Genomic DNA, 18341 nt, shown 5'->3' with positions numbered 1-18341 from the left:
TCTACATGAACAGGCCGGAAAATGGGGCCGAATTCGAGATCCGGCACTTCGCGGCGACGGATGCAGCCTCCGTGCCCGAGGTGATTTCTGAGGCGTTTGGCCAGGAAACGGAGGCGCATCTCGTCCACACCTTGCGCCATTGTGGTGCTCTGGTTCTGGAGCTGGTCGCAGTCAATCCGGCAGGCCGGGTGATCGGACATATTGCGTTCAGCCGTGTGACCGCCGCAGCAGTCGGACCGGGTGCAGCCTTGTCGATTGTATGTCTTGCGCCCGTTTCCGTATTGCCCGACCTCCAGAAGTCCGGGATAGGGTCTGCCTTGATCCGCAAGGGGATCGAAGAATTGAAAGCCACGGGCGAGGACCTGATCCTCGTGCTGGGCGCGCCTGCCTACTATAACCGGTTCGGATTTGATTCCATGCTGGCTCGAAAAGTGAACGGCCCCTATGCGGGGGATCCATTCATGGCGCTTGCCCTGACAGAAGCCGGATCGCGCGACCTGCCGGTCGACGTGGCTTTCGCGACCCCGTTCCAGGAATTCGAATAAGATCCCGATGCCCCGTTACAAGTTGACAGTGGAATACGACGGGCGGCCGTTTTGCGGCTGGCAGCGCCAGTCGAACGGGCCTTCCGTCCAGGCCGTGATTGAACGTGCCCTGAAAGCCTTCTGCGGTGAAGAGATCACCATTGGAGGGGCGGGCCGTACCGACACGGGCGTGCACGCAACCGGGCAGGTGGCGCATGCGGATCTGTCGAAGGACTGGCCAGCCAGAACGGTCATGGGCGCGTTGAACTTCCACTGCCAGCCGGACCCTGTCGCCATTCTCGGTGTCGAGAAGATGCATGAGGGTTTCGATGCCAGGTTTTCGGCGGTCCGGCGTGCCTATCGCTACCGGATTCACAACCGGGTTCCGCCTCTGACCCACCAGCTCGGACTTGCCTGGCATGTCAAGACCGAGCTTGACGCAGACGCCATGCACGAGGCGGCGCAGGAGTTTGTCGGCCACCACGACTTTACCACCTTCCGCCATTCGCGGTGTCAGGCCAAAAGCCCGGAAAAGACCCTGGAGACCTTCAGTGTGCGCCGGGAAGGGGAGTTCGTGATTGCCGAATGTGCTTCCCGCTCGTTCCTTCACAATCAGGTGCGCTCCATGGTCGGGACCTTGCGTCTTGTTGGCGAAGGGAAATGGGGCCCGGGTGACATCAGCGCCGCGCTGGAGGCACGTGATCGCAAGGCATGTGGCCCTGTGGCTCCGGCGGATGGTCTTTATCTGACACGGGTTGATTACCGGCCAGCCGAGGTTGACATTGAGGCTGCCCGTGACTGGGCCAGAAAAAAAACTGCCGCGGAGGCAAACGCGCCGTCACGGGAAGACGACGCGTTGGAGGGTTAACTCATTGAGCGACTGCCTGCGGGCTCAGGCTTGTGCGGGTTCCTGTTCGGGAAACCGCACACATCTCTTATATAGGTGCCAGGTCGTATGCCCGAGAATTGGCAGGGTCACCAGAAGTCCGAGGAATCCGGGTGCCATCGACACCAGCACCGTCAGGGTAACGATAACGGCCCAGCCGATCATCGGGACCGGTGACGTCACGACCGCGCGCACACTGGTGATCATGGCAGTGATGAAGTCCCGGTCCTGTTCCATCAGCAGGGGAAAGGACACCACGGTCAACGTGAACAGTACCAGTGACAGGGCAGCTCCCACCAGATGGCCTATAGCCAGAAACATCAGGCCTTCGGGCGTGGACACCACCTGAACGACAAATTCCTCGAAGCTCGCAAAGGACTTGAAACCGAGGAACAGCGCCAGAAGTAGCCGGACCTGATACATCCACATGATCTGGATGAAGAGTACGACAAACGCCATCCAGGACAGTTCCCGGCTTTTCTGGGCCCACATGGTCCCGAGGATCTTCGGCAAGCTGACCTCTTCGTCAGCACTCAGTCTCCGGCTGATCTCGTAAAGGCCGACCGCTGCGAACGGTCCGATCAGCACAAAGCCGACCGCGAGCGGGTAGCTCAGATAGCTCATGTTCAGGGCCGAAGCCGTCAGCACCACCAGCAGGCCGCCCACTGCGAAGAAGGCCCCTATGGCAACGCCATATGCTGGCGCACGCTTGAAGTCGTCTATTCCCGAGGCCAGGGCATCGACGACGTCGTTGAAAGTGATCTTGTTGACGATCGGGGCTGGCAGCGGTGCCGTGACCGCGACCGTTCCCGGTGAAGGGGATTGTTGAACCATACCGCATCCTCCCAAATGCATGTCTAGAGAGTGGCGAAAAAGTGCGTTGCCGCCAACCCCCTGATTGCACATGGACGCGATACTGCTTCGCATTCTGCTTGATCGTTCGGCCCGTTCCCATTACCTCCAAGGCCAACGCAACCAGACCCCGCTACACGGAAAATTTATGGCTCCGAATCCTCCCGCTGCAAACCTGACCCCCAGTGTGTTCTGGGCCTTGCTCAGTCCGATCGGACGCATCAGCCGGGAGGCCTATTGGCTCGGGTTTGCGTTGATCTGGATCGTGATTGGCATCGCAATGCGCATGTGGTGGAGCACGATGGACCCGAATGTCCCGATAGACCAGCTCAACCTCATGGATTTTGTCGGGTCCAATCCGCTGTTTCCATTTCTGTTTTTTGCGCTTCAGTGGATTGAACTGGCTCTTGTGATCAAACGCAGTCAGGATGCGGGCCTCACCGGCTTTCTCGGGCTTCTGGTGCTGGTGCCGTTCATCAATCTCTTGGCGGTGATCATCATTGGATTGCTTCCCGCCCAGCCTGCCCCCAATCGATATGGACCGGTCTCAAACAGTTACTACCGGCGCCGCACCTGACCCATTTGAACGACAGCACGGATTATTCATGACCAAATCTCACGCGCGCGTGACTGAAATCGCGCAGGAACTGATCCGGTGTGCGTCGGTCACGCCAAATGAAGGTGGCGCATTGCAAGCGTTGGAGACACGGCTTTCCACTGCCGGTTTCAAGGTAGACCGCGTGACCTTCAGCGATGCAGACACCCCGGATGTCGAAAACCTTTTTGCGACCATCGGGACAGGCGGGCCGCACTTTGTGTTTGCGGGCCACACGGATGTCGTACCCCCGGGACAAACGGCGGATTGGCGGCATGATCCGTTTTCAGCGGAGATCGAAGACGGGGTGCTCTTCGGGCGCGGAGCCGTTGACATGAAGGGCGGTGTCGCTGCGTTTGCAGCAGCAGCACTTGCATTTCTGGAAGACAACGCAAGCGGCTTTCAGGGCAGGATCTCGTTTCTGATCACCGGCGACGAGGAAGGACCTGCGGTCAACGGCACCACCAAGCTGCTTGATTGGGCCGAGGCTGAAGGGCACCGGTTTGATGCCTGCATCGTCGGAGAGCCAACAAATCCGGACCGGCTCGGCGATGCGATCAAGGTCGGGCGGCGCGGTTCCTTGTCCGGAACCGTCACTGTTCGCGGCACGCAAGGCCACGTGGCCTATCCGCATCTTGCCGACAATCCGGTTCCGAAACTGGTCCGGATCCTCGCGGCTCTAGATGCGCTGGTCCTTGATAACGGCAACGATCGGTTCCAGCCGTCAAATCTTGAAGTGGTGACGATCGATGTCGGCAATCCGGCCTTCAATGTCATTCCCGCTCAAGCGGTTGCCCGGTTTAACATTCGTTTCAACGACGGATGGTCACTTGATACGCTGAAGGACAAGATATCCGCAACAGTCTCCAGCGCTGCGCAAGAGACCGGTGCGACAAGCTATGAGCTTGACTTCAAGCGTGATGCCAGTGAATCCTTTCTGACCAGAGACAATGCGTTGATTTCAAAGCTCAGTCAGGCGGTCGAAGCGGTAACCGGACGTACACCGGAACTGTCAACGGGCGGTGGCACGTCAGACGCGAGGTTCATCAAGAATTTCTGTCCGGTGGTCGAGTTCGGGCTTGTCGGCCAGACCATGCACAAGGTGGATGAGTGCGTTCCGGTCGATGATCTTGTTCAACTGGAGGCGATTTATCGGGCATTTCTGGATCGGTTGTTTCTTGTTCGGGAGTAATGGGGCTGAATGATCAGTCAACGTGAAGTGATTTCGGCTCTGAAAGGCTCCTGGAGGCTTTTCCGGTATGACCAGCGCGGAATGTCTCAGTTTGACCTGTCGGTAAACGGGTTTTGGCGGTCCTTTGGTGTCGTTTTCCTGCTGTTGCCGCTGTTGGCCGTCAGCTTTCTTGCGGAAAAGCGGCTGATCCAGAGTTACCAGAACATTCTTCCCGAGAACTTTCCGAATCTGACCTACTGGGCCGCCCAGCTGACCGGCGTGGGACTTGACTGGGTGGCCTTGCCGCTTGTCCTGTTGTGCCTTGCCGATTTCCTCGGTGTTTCGAAGGGGTACATACCCTTCATCGTCGTGCGAAACTGGACAAGCCTGCTTACAGTTCTGCCGTATTTCGTTGTCTCGGTGTTCTATATTTTCGGAATTGTGTCGGCCGAAGTTCTTCTGTTCACAACACTTGTCACGCTGTTTCTGGTGATCTGGTTTCGCTATGTCCTCGCCCGGATTGCTCTTGGCGCCGCCAGTTTCACAGCAATTGGTGTCGTGATGCTGGACATTCTCCTGTCACTGTTCGTCACCGAGTTTGCCGGCCGCATCTGGGGCTTGTGAACGGTGTGATTTCACTGCGGTCCGCCGGTTTGGACATGGCCCAAACCCGGGCACGTTCCCCTTGCCATGCGATACTGCGGCACGAGACACGTTGGGTGCTTCGTGCCGCAGGAGCCATGGTTTAGCCACGCAGCAATTCGTTGATCGATGTCTTTGAGCGGGTCTGTGCGTCGACCTGCTTGACGATCACCGCACAATAGAGGTTCGGAGCCGCAGCGCCATTGCCCATGGTGCCGCTCGTCGGCATTGATCCGGCGACCACGACAGAGTAGGGCGGCACTTCGCCATAGGTGATTTCACCGGTCATCCGGTTCACGATCCGGGTCGACTTGCCGATGAAGACGCCCATGCCAAGCACCGAGCCCTCACGGACAATGCAGCCCTCGACAACTTCTGAACGGGCACCGATAAAGCAATTGTCCTCAATGATGACGGGGCCTGCCTGGAGCGGCTCGAGGACGCCTCCGATGCCCACGCCGCCCGACAGGTGCACGTTCTTGCCGATCTGCGCGCAGGAGCCGACCGTTGCCCAGGTGTCGACCATGGTGCCTTCGTCGACATAGGCGCCAAGATTGACGAAGGACGGCATCAGAACCACGCCCTTGCCAATATAGGCGGAGCGGCGGACGGTCGCGTTCGGCACCGCGCGGAACCCGGCTTCCTGAAAGTCAATGCCGCGCCATCCGTCAAATTTCGACGGGACCTTGTCCCACCATGTGGCATCGCCGGGGCCGCCCTTGATGATTTCCATCGGATTAAGGCTGAAGGACAGAAGGACGGCCTTCTTGGCCCACTGGTTGACCACCCAGTCCCCGTCCTTTTTCTCCGCGACACGCAATTGTCCGCGGTCAAGCAGGTTCAACGTCTGTGTGACGGCGTCCCTGACCTCTCCGGTCGTGCCGGTGTCAATGTTGGCGCGGTCTTCGAAGGCCGCATCAATGGTCTTTTCAAGTTGTGCGAGATCGGTTTGCATGAATGGTCGCTCTCCAGAGGGCAAAAGTCGCCCGCGAACTAAGCGGGGTGTTCCGGCACTGTCAAGCCGATCTGCGACACCTTGGGCGGCATCGGGAAAAAACGCAGCTGATCGCTATGTTTTTCACTGCCAATGACTTTAACGCATCGTGCTTTGTTGAGAAAAGCTCATGTATCACAAGCGGAGCCCGGTGATAGGCTCGGTACACCTTCCGGTCTCAAGGTATGCCGATGGAACTCTGGATACCCATTACTCTGGCTGCGGCCTTTTGCCAGAATGCACGTTCAACCTTTCAGAAATTGTTGCAGGGCCGGCTTGGCACAGCCGGGGCCACGTTCTCCCGCTTTTGTTACGGTGTGCCCTTTGTTGCAGGTTATGTGCTGATCCTGGCTGCCGGATTTGGTACGCCCCTGCCGGATGCAGCACCGTTTTTTCCGGTCTATGTCGCCTTGGCCGGTCTGACACAGATCCTTGCGACCTTTCTCCTGGTTTATCTGTTCAAGTATCGGAATTTTGCTGTTGGAACCGCTTATTCGAAAACCGAACCGCTTCTGGCTGCGGGCTTCGGGTTTCTGGTTTTGGGCGAGGGGAATGGCTGGCCGCTCTTGGTCTCCATCCTCGCCGGGATTGTTGGTGTCGTGCTGGTGTCGGTCCGGCGGTGCGGGGGCGTTGACCGGGCAATACCGGCTTGGCTGTTCAGCCGGGCAGCGCTGATCGGGGTTTCATCAGCAGCACTGTTCGGCCTTTCCGCTGTGTTTGTTCGCGGCGCATCGCTGTCTCTGTCGGGGACCCCTGTTTTCATGCAGGCGGCTTGCGCACTTCTGGCGGTCACGCTCTTCCAGACCCTTGCGATGGGGGGCTGGATGTTCGTCCGGGCACGTGCGGAGTTCCTTCAGGTTCTGGTCAGCTGGCGGCAGGCGATCTGGGCGGGAGCTGCCGGAATTGCGGCCTCCATTGGCTGGTTCACGGCCATGACCCTCCAAGAGGTTGCCTATGTCCGAGCGCTGGCCCAGGTTGAACTGGTTTTCACCCTGGCCGTTTCCTGGTTGGTTTTTCGAGAGCGGTTGGCGGCCAGCGAGTTGAGTGGCTGTATCTTGATCGGATCAAGCGCGGCTGCGGTGGTCCTGTTGAGTTGATTAAACTGACGCTAGCCTGAGTGAGAACCGTGCATTTGCCGCCGGTATTATGGAGCTCCGGCCTGGAGCCATTCCTTGAAGGCTGCGACCGGGCGGGACAAAGGCCGGACCGGAGACCGGACAAACCAGTAGCCACTTGCCAGTTCAACGAGGGGCCAATCAGGTGTCACAAGATGGCCTGCTTCCAGTTCGCTCTTGATAAAGCGGCGGTCAATGACGATTGCCCCCATCCCTGCAATAGCGGCCTGGATTGCCAGATCCCGGGTTTCCAGAACGGTACCACCGCCCGTATCGGGATGTTGGGCACCGCAGCCCGACAACCACACATCCCAATCGGCCCTGCGGGCCGCGCTGTGCAGAAGTCTCAGGCTTTCCAATTCTCCAAGCGCGGGAGCAGCGGGGTCGCTCAACAGGCGCGGGGCGATCGCGACGGTCAGATGCTCCTGCCACAGCAAAGTGCTCTCAACGCCCGGCCAGTTGCCCTGGCCGAGACGGATCGCGCAATCATAGTTCTCACGATCAAGATCTATCATGCGCGTTGAGGTGGACAGAAGGATTTCAACATCCGGCTGGCGCGCCTGAAAGTCCGGAAGACGTGGGATCAGCCACCTTGTGGCAAAGGTGGACACGGTACTGATCCGCAATTCTGTCCGCCCACGCCGCTTGAAACTGTCAACGGCTTCGTCGATCCGGTCGAACGCATCGCCCAGTCCAAGCGCCAGTCTTGTTCCTTCATCGGTCAGCGTCAGACCCCGTCCGTCGCGCAGGACAAGTGTTGTGCCCAATTCGCCTTCAAGCTTGCGCAAGAGGTGGGAGAGTGCAGAGGGGGATACCCCGAGCATGTCGGCGGCCACCGACGCCCTGCCATGGCGGGCCAGCAAAGAAAAGGCATGAAGGGCGCGAAGCGAGGCCATATGGATTCCAACTGCTTCTGGGTTTGTTATCAGTACTCAATACAACACGGACGAGGAAAAACATCTGCATTTGCCATGTGCGTCGCGCAGACTGGAACATTTGGCAAGTGCAACGTGCGTGGTACTTGATATGCCTAGTTCTATCCCGCTTTCAGTGTGCCGTTGAGGCGTTTCAGGAATGCGGTCAGGTTGTCGGTGACGAAGTCGACATGGGGTGCGCCTGCCCCTTCCAGCTCCCAATCCTCGCGGAACACTTCGCGCGTGCCCTCGGGCACGATCAGGGTCGTGCGCATGCCCAGCCGGTGGGGGACTTCCAGATTGTGGTGCAGGTCTTCAAACATGGCCGCACGGACTGGCGACACCCCGGTGCGGTCCATGAACAGTTCGTAGGTTTCCTTGTTCGGCTTCGGCAACAGGCCGGCGGCCACAATGTCGAAAATGTCTTCGAAATGCTCGGTGATGCCAAGGGCTGCAGCGGTGCGTTCCGCATGCGGGCGGTCGCCGTTGGTGAAGATGTACTTCTTTCCGGGAAGGGCGGCGATTTGCGCACCCAACTCCGGATTTGGAGCGACCCCGGAATAGTCGATGTCGTGGACATAGGCGAGAAACGCGTCCGGATCGACCTTGTGTTCCAGCATCAGCCCGCGCAAGGTCGTGCCGTGCTCACGGTAATAGGCTTTCTGCTGCCTCAGGGCCTCGTCCCGGCCCAGATCAAGCAGCTGCGCCACATAGGACGTCATCTGGTCGTTGATCTGCGAGAACAGATCCGTTTCGGCCGGATAGAGCGTGTTGTCGAGGTCGAAGACCCACGCTTCCACGCCGCGAAACACGCGGATGTCCTGTGCCGGGGCCGTCCGGCTTGTCTCGTCGGGCTGCTTGCGTTTGCTCATGGGCAGATCAGCGTGCCGACGCCGCGGTCGGTAAAGAGTTCGAGAAGCACGGCATGGGCAACCTTGCCGTCGAGGATCACGACACCTTCAACACCCCGGCCAAGGGCCTCGATGCAGGTTTCGACTTTCGGGATCATGCCGCCGGAAATGGTCCCGTCCGCAATCAGTTCCCGGGCACGGGCAACCGTTAGCTGCTTGATCAGGTTGCCGTCCTTGTCGAGAACGCCCGGAACATCGGTCAGGAACAACAGGCGGGTGGCATTCAGGGATCCTGCGATGGCGCCGGCAAATGTGTCGGCATTGATGTTGTAGGTCTCGCCATCCGGACCCGGTGCGACCGGGGCGATGACCGGAATGAGGTCCTCTTTCAGAACCATTTTCAGGACGGTCGGATTGACCGCGCCGGGTTCGCCGACAAAGCCGAGATCGACCACCTTCTCGATGTTCGAATCGGGGTCGACCACGGTCCGCTCAAGTTTCTTGGCCGTGACCAGATTGCCGTCCTTGCCGCACAGCCCGACTGCCCGGCCGCCTTCGGCATTGATTGAATGGACAATTTCCTTGTTGATCGATCCGGCAAGAACCATTTCGACAATCTCGACTGTTGCTTTGTCGGTAACGCGCAGTCCCGCCTTGAATTCGCTGACGATTCCGAGCCGTGTCAGCATCTTGCCGATCTGCGGACCGCCGCCATGCACGACAACCGGGTTGACGCCGGACTGGCGCAGCAAGGTGACATCGCGGGCAAAGGCTTTGCCGAGCTCCGGATCCCCCATGGCATGTCCGCCATACTTCACGACAACAGTCCGGTCGTCATATCGCTGCATGTAGGGCAGGGCCTGAGCAATGATATGAGCGCGGCTGTATTGGTCGGGCGTTGTCATGGTGGAGGGGATCTCGCCTGCTGGGAAGTGAAAAGTCGGATTGGCTCTATAGCCGGTTTAGCAGACCGGCTCAATTAAACAGTGCATGAAAGCCATTGCGGCACTTGCAAAATACCGGGCCCTACAAAACGGACAGGCGGGCGATTTCAGCCTTGAGAAGATCGACGCCGAGGTTCTTTTCCGAGGAAGTCGCGATGATTTCCGGGTAGGCCGCAACACGCTTCGACAGTGCGGTCTGCGTTTCCGAAATGAGCCGGTCGAGCTGCGTGGGTTTGATCTTGTCCGACTTGGTCAGCACGACCTGATAGACAACGGCAGCCTTGTCGAGCAGTTCCATCGTCTCCAGGTCGTTCTTCTTGATGCCGTGTCGGCTGTCGATCAGAAGAAACACCCTGCGAAGGGACGGGCGGCCCCGGAGATAGGAAAAGACAAGCTTTGTCCAGGCGTCGACAAGGTCCTTGGGGGCCTGCGCATAGCCGTAACCGGGCATGTCGACAATGGTAACCGGCACGCCACCGGCGCCGAAAAAGTTCAGCATCTGGGTGCGTCCGGGCGTGCCTGAAGTGCGCGCAAGACCCTTCCGGCCGGTCAGGGCATTGATCAGGCTGGACTTGCCGACGTTCGACCGCCCAGCGAAGGCGATCTCGTTTATCTGCGCGGGCGGCAGATTGGCCATGTCCGTGACGCTGGTTTGAAACTCCCAGGGGTTGGCAAAAAGCAGGCGCCCTGCTTCCAGTTCCTCTGCCGTGTAGATGTCGTCTTCTTCGGTGCTCATGAAGCAGATTCCTGCTTGCGGGGCTGGTTTTCAGCCCCGCTTGTTCTTGTTTATGACTTTGCGGCCTTTTCCAGCGCCTCGATATCCGCTCCGCGGATTTCCGGCAAGTGCCGCGTGACCTTTTCGATTGGCCAGTCCCACCAGGCGATCTCCAGAAGCCGTTCGACAGTTCGGTCGTCAAATCGGCGCTTGACGGGCCGCGCCGGGTTCCCGGCAGCAATGGCGTACGGGGGAACATCGCTGCCGACAACCGCCTTCGAGCCGACGATGGCACCGGAACCGATGGTGACACCTGGCAGGATGGTGGCGTCGGTTCCGATCCACACGTCGTGGCCGATGATTGTGTCCCCACGGCTTAAATTGGCGTAGATATCGGGTGTGAGATCCTTCTCCCAGCCGTTTTGAAAGATCTCGAACGGATAGGTGGAGAAACCGTTCAATGCGTGGTTTGCGCCATTCATGATGAACTGAACGCCTGCCGCAAATGCGCAGAACCTGCCGATGATCAGCTTGTCGTCGAGAAAATCGAAATGATACCGGACGCATTTCTCCTGAAAGCGTTCCGGGTTGTCCGGATCATTATAATAGCTGTAGTCACCCGCTTCGATGGTCGATGCCGTAATCACGTTCTTGATGAAAACGGTATGATCAGCGCCGGGAAACGGAAAACAGGCCTTCGGATCTGGTCCGTGCATGATGAAACTCCGGGTGTGAGAGGAAAAGTGCAAGGTTGGGTGCGGCTTATGCCGTCTTGACCCGCCGGTTGGCTCGTTCGCCTTGCAGATCGGGTCCGTCTCACTTGTTCATCGATGCGCGCTCCTGCAGCTGGGAACAAAAAAGGGCTCCGAAATTCGGAGCCCCGTTCTCTATCAGCTTTCCCGAAACGGGTCAGCTTTTTTCTTCGCCTGCCGGTTTCTTCCGACGGAAAGTGTTCCTCAGGTTGTCCCAGAGCTCGATTTTCACACCCTGGCGGCGCATGATCACGTATTGCTGCGAGATCGAGAGCGTGTTGTTCCAGGCCCAGTAGATCACGAGACCTGCCGGGAACGACGCCAGCATGAAGGTGAAGACGACGGGCATCCAGGTGAAGATCATCTGCTGGGTCGGATCGGGCGGGGCCGGGTTCATCTTCATCTGGATGAACATGGTAATGCCCATGATCAGCGGCCAGGCACCGAGCATAAGGAATTGAGGCGGATCCCAGGGGATGAGGCCGAACAGGTTGAAGACCGTGGTCGGATCCGGTGCCGACAGATCCTGAATCCAGCCGAAGAACGGCGCATGCCGCATTTCGATGGTGACGAACAGCACCTTGTAGAGCGAGAAGAACACCGGGATCTGGATCAGGATCGGTAGACAGCCGGCCAGCGGGTTGATTTTCTCTTTCTTGTAGAGCTCCATCAACGCCTGTTGCTGCTTTTGGCGGTCATCCTTATGCCGTTCGCGGATCTCCTGCATTTGCGGCTGGACAAGCTTCATCTTGCTCATCGAGACATAGGATTTGTTCGCCAGCGGGAAGAAAATCGCCTTGATGAGGACAGTCACCAGCAGGATCGCGACGCCGAAATTGCCGACGAGATGATAGAGCCAGTCAAGAACGTAGAACATCGGCTTGGTCAGGAAGTAGAACCAGCCCCAGTCGATCAACAGTTCAAAGCGTTCGATTCCAAGCGACTTTTCGTAATGGTCAAGCAGGCTGGTAACCTTGGCACCTGCAAACAGATAGTTTGATGTATCCGCCTTGCCGCCAGCCGGGACAGCCGTCGCCGTGCCGAGATAATCCGCCTGGAAATTCTGCGTGTTGGCGGAATAGGTGTAGCCGGGCTGGAAAGTCGTGCCGGGTTTCGGGATCAGTGTGGCCGCCCAGTACTTGTCCGTGAAGCCGAGCCAGCCGTTGTCGACCTGCGGGGGCTTTACGGTGCCTTCATCCTTCAGGTCGGAATAGTCGATTTCGTTGAGCCCGTCCTGACCGAACATGCCGATCGGGCCTTCATGCAGGATGAAGAAACCCGTCGTTTTCGGCTCGCCTGTACGGACGACCATGCCGTAGGGATAGAGTGTGACCGCGGAGCTGCCATTGTTTTCAACCGACTGATCGACGGTGAACATGTACTCGTCGTCGATCGAAAAGGTGCGTTTGAAAACAAGCCCTTCACCATTGTCGTAGGTGAGGGTGACCGGCGACGACGGTGTTAAAGTCGGGTTTCCGGAAACCGACCAGACCGTGTTTGGTCCGGGCAACTTGATGTTTTCGCCGTTGCCGGCCACCCAGCCATAATCCGCATAATAGGGGTCAGGGCCGTCTTTCGGCGACAGCAGAACCACGGTCGGGCTGCTCTTGTCGACCGTCTCGTGGTAGTCCTTGAGCCGCAGGTCATCCAGCCGGGCGCCGGTGAGGTTGATCGAGCCGGAGACGCTTGGCGTGTCAATCTCAACACGTTTGGACTGGGCAAGGGCCTGATCGCGGCTCATCGTCGTTGTTGCGCTGCCTGCGGAAGGTGCGCTGGTGGAACCGGGCGCAGCAGCCGGGCTTGGAGCTTGCGGATTGCCGCTTGCCGTCGCCTGCTGTGAGGTTTCCTGTTGGGCCTTGCGTGTCGCCTGTTCACGTTCGAATTGAGGCTGGGCGACAAAATACTGCCATCCGAGCAGTACGGCCAAGGATAAAACGATCGCGAGGATCGTATTGCGGTGTTCGCCAAACAACTGAGTTACCCCTGTTCTTTCTGCGGCAAGACGGGTTTTGATTGCGCATTTTTCCGGCTGCGCGGTGTGCGGTTACCGGACTTCCGTTTTGGATCGAGTGCCAAGGTCATACCCGATTTCAGGTCCAAGACCAATTTTTCAAAAGGCAGTGTCAGCGCATTTTCACGCGCTACCAAGACAAAATCTGCCCCAACGGGTATCTCTGCAGGGGCAAGAGCCTCCACCGCGGCTTTTAGCCGCCGCCGGATACGGCTGCGCGCAACCGAGTTGCCGGTCTTCTTGGTGACCGTGAAGCCAACTCTCGATGGTGTTTCCGGGCTGGTTTTCAGTCCCTGAACGACAAAAGCGCGCCGTCCCACGCGGCCACCCTTGGCAACTGCGAGGAATTCGGAGCGCTTTTTGAGAGTTTTCATAACGGGCAGCGTGCGGTTGTTTGCGGAACAAGCTCCACCTGACGGTACCGCACGCATGCGCGGATATTAAGCGCTCAGGCGCTTGCGACCCTTGGCCCGGCGGCGCGCCAGAACCTGACGGCCATTTTTGGTTGCCATGCGTGCCCGGAAGCCGTGACGGCGCTTGCGGACGAGGCGGCTCGGTTGATACGTACGCTTCATCAATCTTCCCCGCGCGCAATGCGCGGCCCTTGTTTTTCAAATTCTTTGGAGGAAGCACTCGAAGCGCCATAACGCGCACGGCGATTGCCTTGGGTCCGAATGCATGTCCCAGTCGCGAGGCTTATACGGGCCGGAAAACCTCAAGTCAACGATCCTCGGTCAAATTCCCTGCCTGCTTGGCCCTTCACATCGGATTGAAGCCGGTTGCTTGTCCGGTCACTTGTGAGTGAGAACACCTCCACAGGCCTGTAAATCGTTTACAGGTGAGGGGACGGAGCAGAAAGTCTCCACGAGTTTGGCGTAAAAAGACCGGTGGCAAAGTTCGCGTGGATGAGTGACGAGAGTTTGAATGTGAGCAAATTGCCGGAGGAGAAACCGGAGCATGGCAAACTGGCAACCCGCACCAATGTCCGGGCCGCAAAGCGCTGGGGCCCGCTGATCCTGCTGCTGGTTTTGATGGTGCTCGGCTATCACAGAGGCTGGTTTGAATATCTGTCACTGGCATCACTGATTCGCGAACGCGATGACCTCATTGGTCTTGTGGATGCGAATCTGACCGGCTCTCTTGCCGTGTTTTTCCTGATTTACGCAGTCTCTGTGGCCCTGTCTTTTCCGGGCGCTTCGCTGCTGACCATTGCCGGAGGGTTTCTGTTCGGCTGGGCCCTTGGCGGTGCCGTGACTGTTCTGGCTGCCACGGCCGGTGCCGTGATCGTCTTTGTGATCGCGCGCTCTTCTGCGGGGGAGTTCCTGACCGAAAGGGCCGGACCGTTCCTGTCGAGAATTTCAAGCGGATTTCGCGAGAATGCCTTTCACTACCTCTTGTTCCTGAGGTTGACTCCTGTCTTTCCGTTCTGGCTGGTGAATATCGCGCCTGCCATGTTCAAGATGCCACTTGGCAGTTTCGCGCTTGGCACCTTTCTCGGGATTATCCCGGGGACGTTTGCCTTCGCCTTTATCGGCTCCGGTCTCGACAGCATCATCACGGCGCAGGAGGCTGCCGATCCCGGATGTACGGCGAAGGGGACGTGTACGATTGATGTCGGTGCATTGGTTACGCCTCAGTTGCTTGCCGCCTTTTTTGCGCTTGGTATTGTCAGCCTGATCCCGGTTGTCCTGAAACGCTGGCGGAATACCGGCAGCTAGATTTTCTCCCGTTTGTCTCCTTAGGTGAAGCTTCATGAAACAATTGCGCCCGGACATTTGTGTGATCGGGGCAGGGTCGGGCGGACTGTCCGTCGCTGCTGCTGCTGCCGCTTTCGGCGTGGATGTGGTTCTGATCGAAAAGGGGCTGATGGGCGGCGATTGCCTGAACTATGGCTGCGTTCCGTCCAAGGCTCTGATTGCTGCCGCAAAAGCGGCCGCCTCGGTCGCCAATGCCGGAGCTTTTGGCGTGACCGCAAAAGGGACCGGGATTGATTTCGCCAAGGCGAACGATCACCTCAAATCCGTGATTGCAGCAATTGCGCCGCACGATTCGGTCGAGCGGTTTGAAGGGCTCGGGGTGACCGTCATCAAGGGCCACGCCCGCTTTGTGTCCGAAAGCGCGGTCCGGGTCGGAGAGGCCGAGGTCAGGGCGCGGCGGTTTGTGATTGCAACCGGTTCGGCAGCGTCTATCCCGCCGATCCCCGGTTTGGAGGATGTTCCGTATCTGACCAACGAAAGCCTCTTTGGCTTGCGTCAGGCACCTGAACATCTGGTGATCATCGGCGGCGGTCCGATTGGCATGGAGATGGCCCAGGCGCACCGGCGTCTTGGATCAAGGGTTACGGTTGTCGAGGCTCAGGCGGCTTTGGGGCGCGAAGACCGCACCCTTGCGGGCATCGTCCTGTCTGCCCTCAGGGACGAAGGTGTCGAGATCCTGGAGCAAACCTCGATTGATCAGGTGGCACGCACGCCGGACGGGGTGGAGTTGCAACTGCGCAACCCGGATGGCGCGCCAAGGGTCCTGACGGGAAGCCACCTGCTTCTGGCGGCCGGGCGCAAGCCGGTCGTCGACCGTCTTGATCTGGAGACAGCGGGCATCGTCTTTGAACCCTCAGGAATAAAGGTCGACAAGGGGTTGAGGACCACGAACCGCCGGGTCTTTGCGATCGGCGATGCCGCCGGTGGCCTGCAGTTCACGCATGTTGCCGGATATCATGCCGGGCTCGTGATGCGCTCCCTGCTGTTTCGCCTGCCTGTCAAGGAAAACCGCAACATCATCCCCCGGGTGACCTATACCAGCCCGGAACTTGGTCATTTGGGGCTGAGCGAAGCAGAGGCCCGGGAGCACTATGGTGACAAGCTGAAAGTGTTGACCGCCGACTATTCCGGCAATGACCGGGCACAGGCAAACGGGCAGACGAAAGGCCGCCTGAAGCTTTTCGCAGGGCCGGGCGGAAAGCTTGTCGGGGCTGCGATTGCAGGCGCGCAGGCGGGCGAAATCATCAACCTCCTGTCGCTGGCCATCTCGCAAAACATGCGCATGAAGGATCTCGCGGGTTTTGTGGCTCCGTATCCGACCGTGGGTGAACTGGTCCGTCGCGCTGCGATATCCTATTATGCCGATGCGCCGCGCAACATCTGGGTCCGGAGGCTGATCGCAGTGCTGCGGTATTTTGGCTAAGGTTTGCCCAAGGGGTTGTGACCAGGCGGCCAGCCCTTGTATCCTTTGCGGAAATTTCTGATCGAGAGTGAGTTGCATGAAGCACGAGGGCCCTCAAAAAGGTGCTTCAGACCCGAGTGCCGCAAAACCCGGTCCCCTGTTTCCGTTTTTGTCCGGAAGGCGCCGGCGCTCCCGCATTTTGGCGGGGCTTTCCGGCAAGCTCCTGCTTCTGACGGTTTCCTTCGTCATGCTCGCCGAAGTCCTGATCTTTGTTCCGTCGATTGCGAATTTCCGGAACAACTGGTTGCATGACCGGTTGACCACGGCCGGGGTTGCTGCGTCGGTTCTGGCGGAAACCAATACGATCGCCCCGCGGCTTCAGGAAGAGCTGTTGCGCACGACCGGCGCTGTCGCCATCGCGCTGGATCAGGGCAGCCGCCGCAGCCTGATTGCCATGGACGGAAAAGTGCCGGCGGACATTGACCATGTGGTCGACATGGCCGACATCAACCCGATCGACTCCATCCTCGAGACGTTCCGGGTCCTGTTCTATCATGGCAATGGCTACATGCGTGTAATGGGATCTGTCAGCATGGGTCATGTGGAACGGGTCGACGTGGTTTTCCCGACCGAACTCTTGCATCAGGACATGCTGGCCTTTTCGGTGCGGATCCTGGCTCTCTCGCTGATCATCTCCGCGATTACCGCTGGCCTCGTCTACGTCACCCTCAGGGCGGTGTTTGTTCGTCCGTTGCAGCGCCTGACCCGGTCAATGGATCATTTTGCCGAGGAGCCGGAGGATATAGCGCGGATCATCAAGGTCTCCGGCCGCAGCGACGAGCTTGGTGACGCCGAACTTCGTCTTGCCGCGATGGAAGAGGCTCTGTCGCGTGCCTTGACCCAGAAGCAGAGACTGGCCGATCTGGGGCTTGCCGTTTCCAAGATCAATCATGACCTGCGCAATCTGCTGGCATCCGCACAGCTGTTTCTCGAACGGCTGGAACATGTGCCGGATCCGACCGTCAACCGGCTTGCTCCGAAAATTCTTGCCACGCTGGATCGCGCCGTTGGTTACACCCAGGCTGTGATGTCCTATGGCAAGGCAAATGAACGCCCGCCCCAGCGCCGTCTGATCGCCCTGCATCGTCTCGGGTCGGATGTTTCGGATGTTCTCGGGCTTGCCGAGCATGCCGGCGTCTGTTTTGAAAACCGCGTTGCCAAGGATCTAGAGGTTGACGCCGATCCGGAACAGATGTTCCGGGTCCTGCTCAATCTGAGCCGCAATGCCCTGCAGGCTCTGGAGGCGGAAAAGCACCCGGCGGTGGTGCGCCGGATTGTGCTTGAGGCCGAGCGCGAGGGGACCCTTGTTCATATCCGGGTTTGGGACACGGGGCCGGGCATCCCGGCCAATATCCGCAAATCCTTGTTCAAGGCCTTTCACAGCGGGTCCAAAAACGGCGGCGTCGGGCTTGGACTGGCGATTGCAGCCGAGCTTTTGAAGGCCCATGGCGGCCGGATCTATTTGGATGAGACCCGGCCGGGCGCGTGTTTTTGCATCGATCTGCCTGATCGCCAGACCGCCTGACGGCATCGGAAATGCCCTGCGGTGGACAACCCGTTCCGCGAAAATGGCGGAAAATCGCGGAGCTGAAAAATTATCAACCGCATTGTCAAAAAAACATCAAAAACCCTCTTGCCAAGGCCATCGGTCGGAAGTAGGTATGCGCCCAGTTCAGCGGGGCACGCAGAAACGGCCCGCAGGAACCAATCGCCGCGGTGATTTCATAATCACCGGACAGGCCATCCGCACCGGTAGCTCAGCTGGATAGAGCACCAGACTACGAATCTGGGGGTCGGGGGTTCGAATCCTCCCCGGTGCGCCAATAACTTCAATACCTTAGCATAGTTTCGAGTTTTTAGAAACACCTCGTGTAAGAACTGTGTAAGCAGTCGAATTCTCCGTGTTTTTAACAACTCTCCATTCCTCTGCAACACAAAAAAGAAACGCCCGGTCAAAGCCGACAGGGGTCGTCTTTCCGTTTTGAGGTTACGGGTTTACTGAATGCGCAAAGCCGTCAACGGCTGTCATGTGCCGTCAGCAAGGCTGTCCCTTCTATAAACAAGAAGGTCACCAACACGGGTTTTTTAAAAAACACCGCGCGTCTTATCGCCTGGTGAATTCAGAGGTGAGGTGCAACATGGTCGGCGGATTTGAT

At 58.6% G+C, this 18341-nt stretch carries 19 protein-coding genes and 1 tRNA gene; 10 read left to right on the top strand and 10 right to left on the bottom strand.

The window, feature by feature from the left end:
• Positions 1–5 precede the first annotated feature (5 nt).
• Both E1297_RS13795 and truA read left to right on the top strand, forming a co-directional pair.
• The gene (locus E1297_RS13795; RefSeq protein WP_155139057.1) at positions 6–545 is read left to right on the top strand and encodes a GNAT family N-acetyltransferase; all 540 of its coding nucleotides are present in this window, start codon (positions 6–8) and stop codon (positions 543–545) included.
• Between the two features lie 7 nt (positions 546–552).
• Positions 553–1392: a tRNA pseudouridine(38-40) synthase TruA gene (gene truA, locus E1297_RS13790; RefSeq protein ID WP_155139055.1), complete on the top strand. Its 840-nt coding sequence runs from the start codon at positions 553–555 to the stop codon at positions 1390–1392.
• A gap of 24 nt (positions 1393–1416) precedes the next feature.
• Here the strand turns inward: truA and E1297_RS13785 are convergent, their stop codons facing one another.
• Entirely contained in the window at positions 1417–2244 is an 828-nt protein-coding gene (locus E1297_RS13785) for a DUF2189 domain-containing protein (RefSeq protein ID WP_155139053.1), read from the bottom strand.
• A gap of 166 nt (positions 2245–2410) precedes the next feature.
• Here E1297_RS13785 and E1297_RS13780 point away from each other — a divergent pair, with 166 nt between their 5' ends.
• Genes E1297_RS13780 through E1297_RS13770 form a run of 3 tightly spaced genes read left to right on the top strand, consistent with a single transcriptional unit; the run spans position 2411 to position 4652 of the window.
• Positions 2411–2839, top strand: a complete 429-nt coding sequence (locus E1297_RS13780; protein WP_155139051.1) for a DUF805 domain-containing protein — start codon at positions 2411–2413, stop codon at positions 2837–2839.
• 28 nt (positions 2840–2867) lie between these two features.
• A complete protein-coding gene (gene dapE / locus E1297_RS13775) occupies positions 2868–4049 on the top strand; it encodes a succinyl-diaminopimelate desuccinylase (protein WP_155139049.1) in 1182 nt (393 codons plus the stop codon).
• A gap of 9 nt (positions 4050–4058) precedes the next feature.
• Entirely contained in the window at positions 4059–4652 is a 594-nt protein-coding gene (locus tag E1297_RS13770) for a hypothetical protein (protein WP_155139047.1), read from the top strand.
• A gap of 121 nt (positions 4653–4773) precedes the next feature.
• Here the strand turns inward: E1297_RS13770 and dapD are convergent, their stop codons facing one another.
• Entirely contained in the window at positions 4774–5625 is an 852-nt protein-coding gene (gene dapD, locus E1297_RS13765; protein WP_155139045.1) for a 2,3,4,5-tetrahydropyridine-2,6-dicarboxylate N-succinyltransferase, read from the bottom strand.
• A gap of 230 nt (positions 5626–5855) precedes the next feature.
• Between dapD and E1297_RS13760 the strand changes: the two genes are divergently transcribed.
• Positions 5856–6761 (top strand): EamA family transporter, encoded by a 906-nt coding sequence (locus E1297_RS13760; RefSeq protein ID WP_155139043.1) that lies wholly within the window; start codon positions 5856–5858, stop codon positions 6759–6761.
• A 47-nt stretch (positions 6762–6808) separates the two neighbouring features.
• On the opposite strand, the gene E1297_RS13755 is transcribed toward E1297_RS13760, so the two are convergent.
• The 8 genes from E1297_RS13755 to rpmH all read right to left on the bottom strand — a co-directional run bounded on the left by E1297_RS13755 (position 6809) and on the right by rpmH (position 13541).
• A complete protein-coding gene (locus E1297_RS13755) occupies positions 6809–7675 on the bottom strand; it encodes a LysR substrate-binding domain-containing protein (protein WP_155139041.1) in 867 nt (288 codons plus the stop codon).
• A gap of 140 nt (positions 7676–7815) precedes the next feature.
• Positions 7816–8565: a pyrimidine 5'-nucleotidase gene (locus tag E1297_RS13750; RefSeq protein WP_155139039.1), complete on the bottom strand. Its 750-nt coding sequence runs from the start codon at positions 8563–8565 to the stop codon at positions 7816–7818.
• On the bottom strand, positions 8562–9449 hold the full coding sequence (gene argB / locus E1297_RS13745) for an acetylglutamate kinase (RefSeq protein ID WP_196223311.1): 888 nt from the start codon (positions 9447–9449) through the stop codon (positions 8562–8564). The genes E1297_RS13750 and argB overlap by 4 nt, the downstream gene beginning before the upstream one ends.
• A 121-nt stretch (positions 9450–9570) precedes the next feature.
• Positions 9571–10224: a ribosome biogenesis GTP-binding protein YihA/YsxC gene (gene yihA / locus E1297_RS13740; protein ID WP_155139037.1), complete on the bottom strand. Its 654-nt coding sequence runs from the start codon at positions 10222–10224 to the stop codon at positions 9571–9573.
• Between the two features lie 50 nt (positions 10225–10274).
• Complete coding sequence (locus E1297_RS13735; protein WP_155139035.1) at positions 10275–10919, bottom strand: CatB-related O-acetyltransferase; 645 nt, start codon at positions 10917–10919, stop codon at positions 10275–10277.
• Positions 10920–11112: 193 nt separating this feature from the next.
• Entirely contained in the window at positions 11113–12927 is a 1815-nt protein-coding gene (gene yidC / locus E1297_RS13730) for a membrane protein insertase YidC (protein ID WP_155139033.1), read from the bottom strand.
• A 5-nt stretch (positions 12928–12932) separates the two neighbouring features.
• The gene (rnpA, locus tag E1297_RS13725) at positions 12933–13340 is read right to left on the bottom strand and encodes a ribonuclease P protein component (protein ID WP_155139031.1); all 408 of its coding nucleotides are present in this window, start codon (positions 13338–13340) and stop codon (positions 12933–12935) included.
• 66 nt (positions 13341–13406) lie between these two features.
• A complete protein-coding gene (rpmH, locus tag E1297_RS13720; RefSeq protein ID WP_068311851.1) occupies positions 13407–13541 on the bottom strand; it encodes a 50S ribosomal protein L34 in 135 nt (44 codons plus the stop codon).
• A 351-nt stretch (positions 13542–13892) separates the two neighbouring features.
• Here rpmH and E1297_RS13715 point away from each other — a divergent pair, with 351 nt between their 5' ends.
• The 4 genes from E1297_RS13715 (at position 13893) to E1297_RS13700 (ending at position 18008) form a co-directional block, all read left to right on the top strand.
• Positions 13893–14684, top strand: coding sequence for a TVP38/TMEM64 family protein (locus tag E1297_RS13715; protein WP_368669556.1), 792 nt, complete (start codon positions 13893–13895; stop codon positions 14682–14684).
• A gap of 34 nt (positions 14685–14718) precedes the next feature.
• A complete protein-coding gene (locus E1297_RS13710) occupies positions 14719–16146 on the top strand; it encodes an NAD(P)/FAD-dependent oxidoreductase (RefSeq protein WP_155139029.1) in 1428 nt (475 codons plus the stop codon).
• Positions 16147–16222: 76 nt separating this feature from the next.
• Positions 16223–17710, top strand: coding sequence for a sensor histidine kinase (locus E1297_RS13705; protein WP_155139027.1), 1488 nt, complete (start codon positions 16223–16225; stop codon positions 17708–17710).
• Positions 17711–17931: 221 nt separating this feature from the next.
• Positions 17932–18008 (top strand) — tRNA-Arg (locus tag E1297_RS13700).
• Positions 18009–18341 lie beyond the last annotated feature (333 nt).

It is taken from the genome of Roseibium sp. RKSG952 (assembly GCF_009711355.1).
This window is presented reverse-complemented; position numbering and strand designations above follow the sequence as displayed.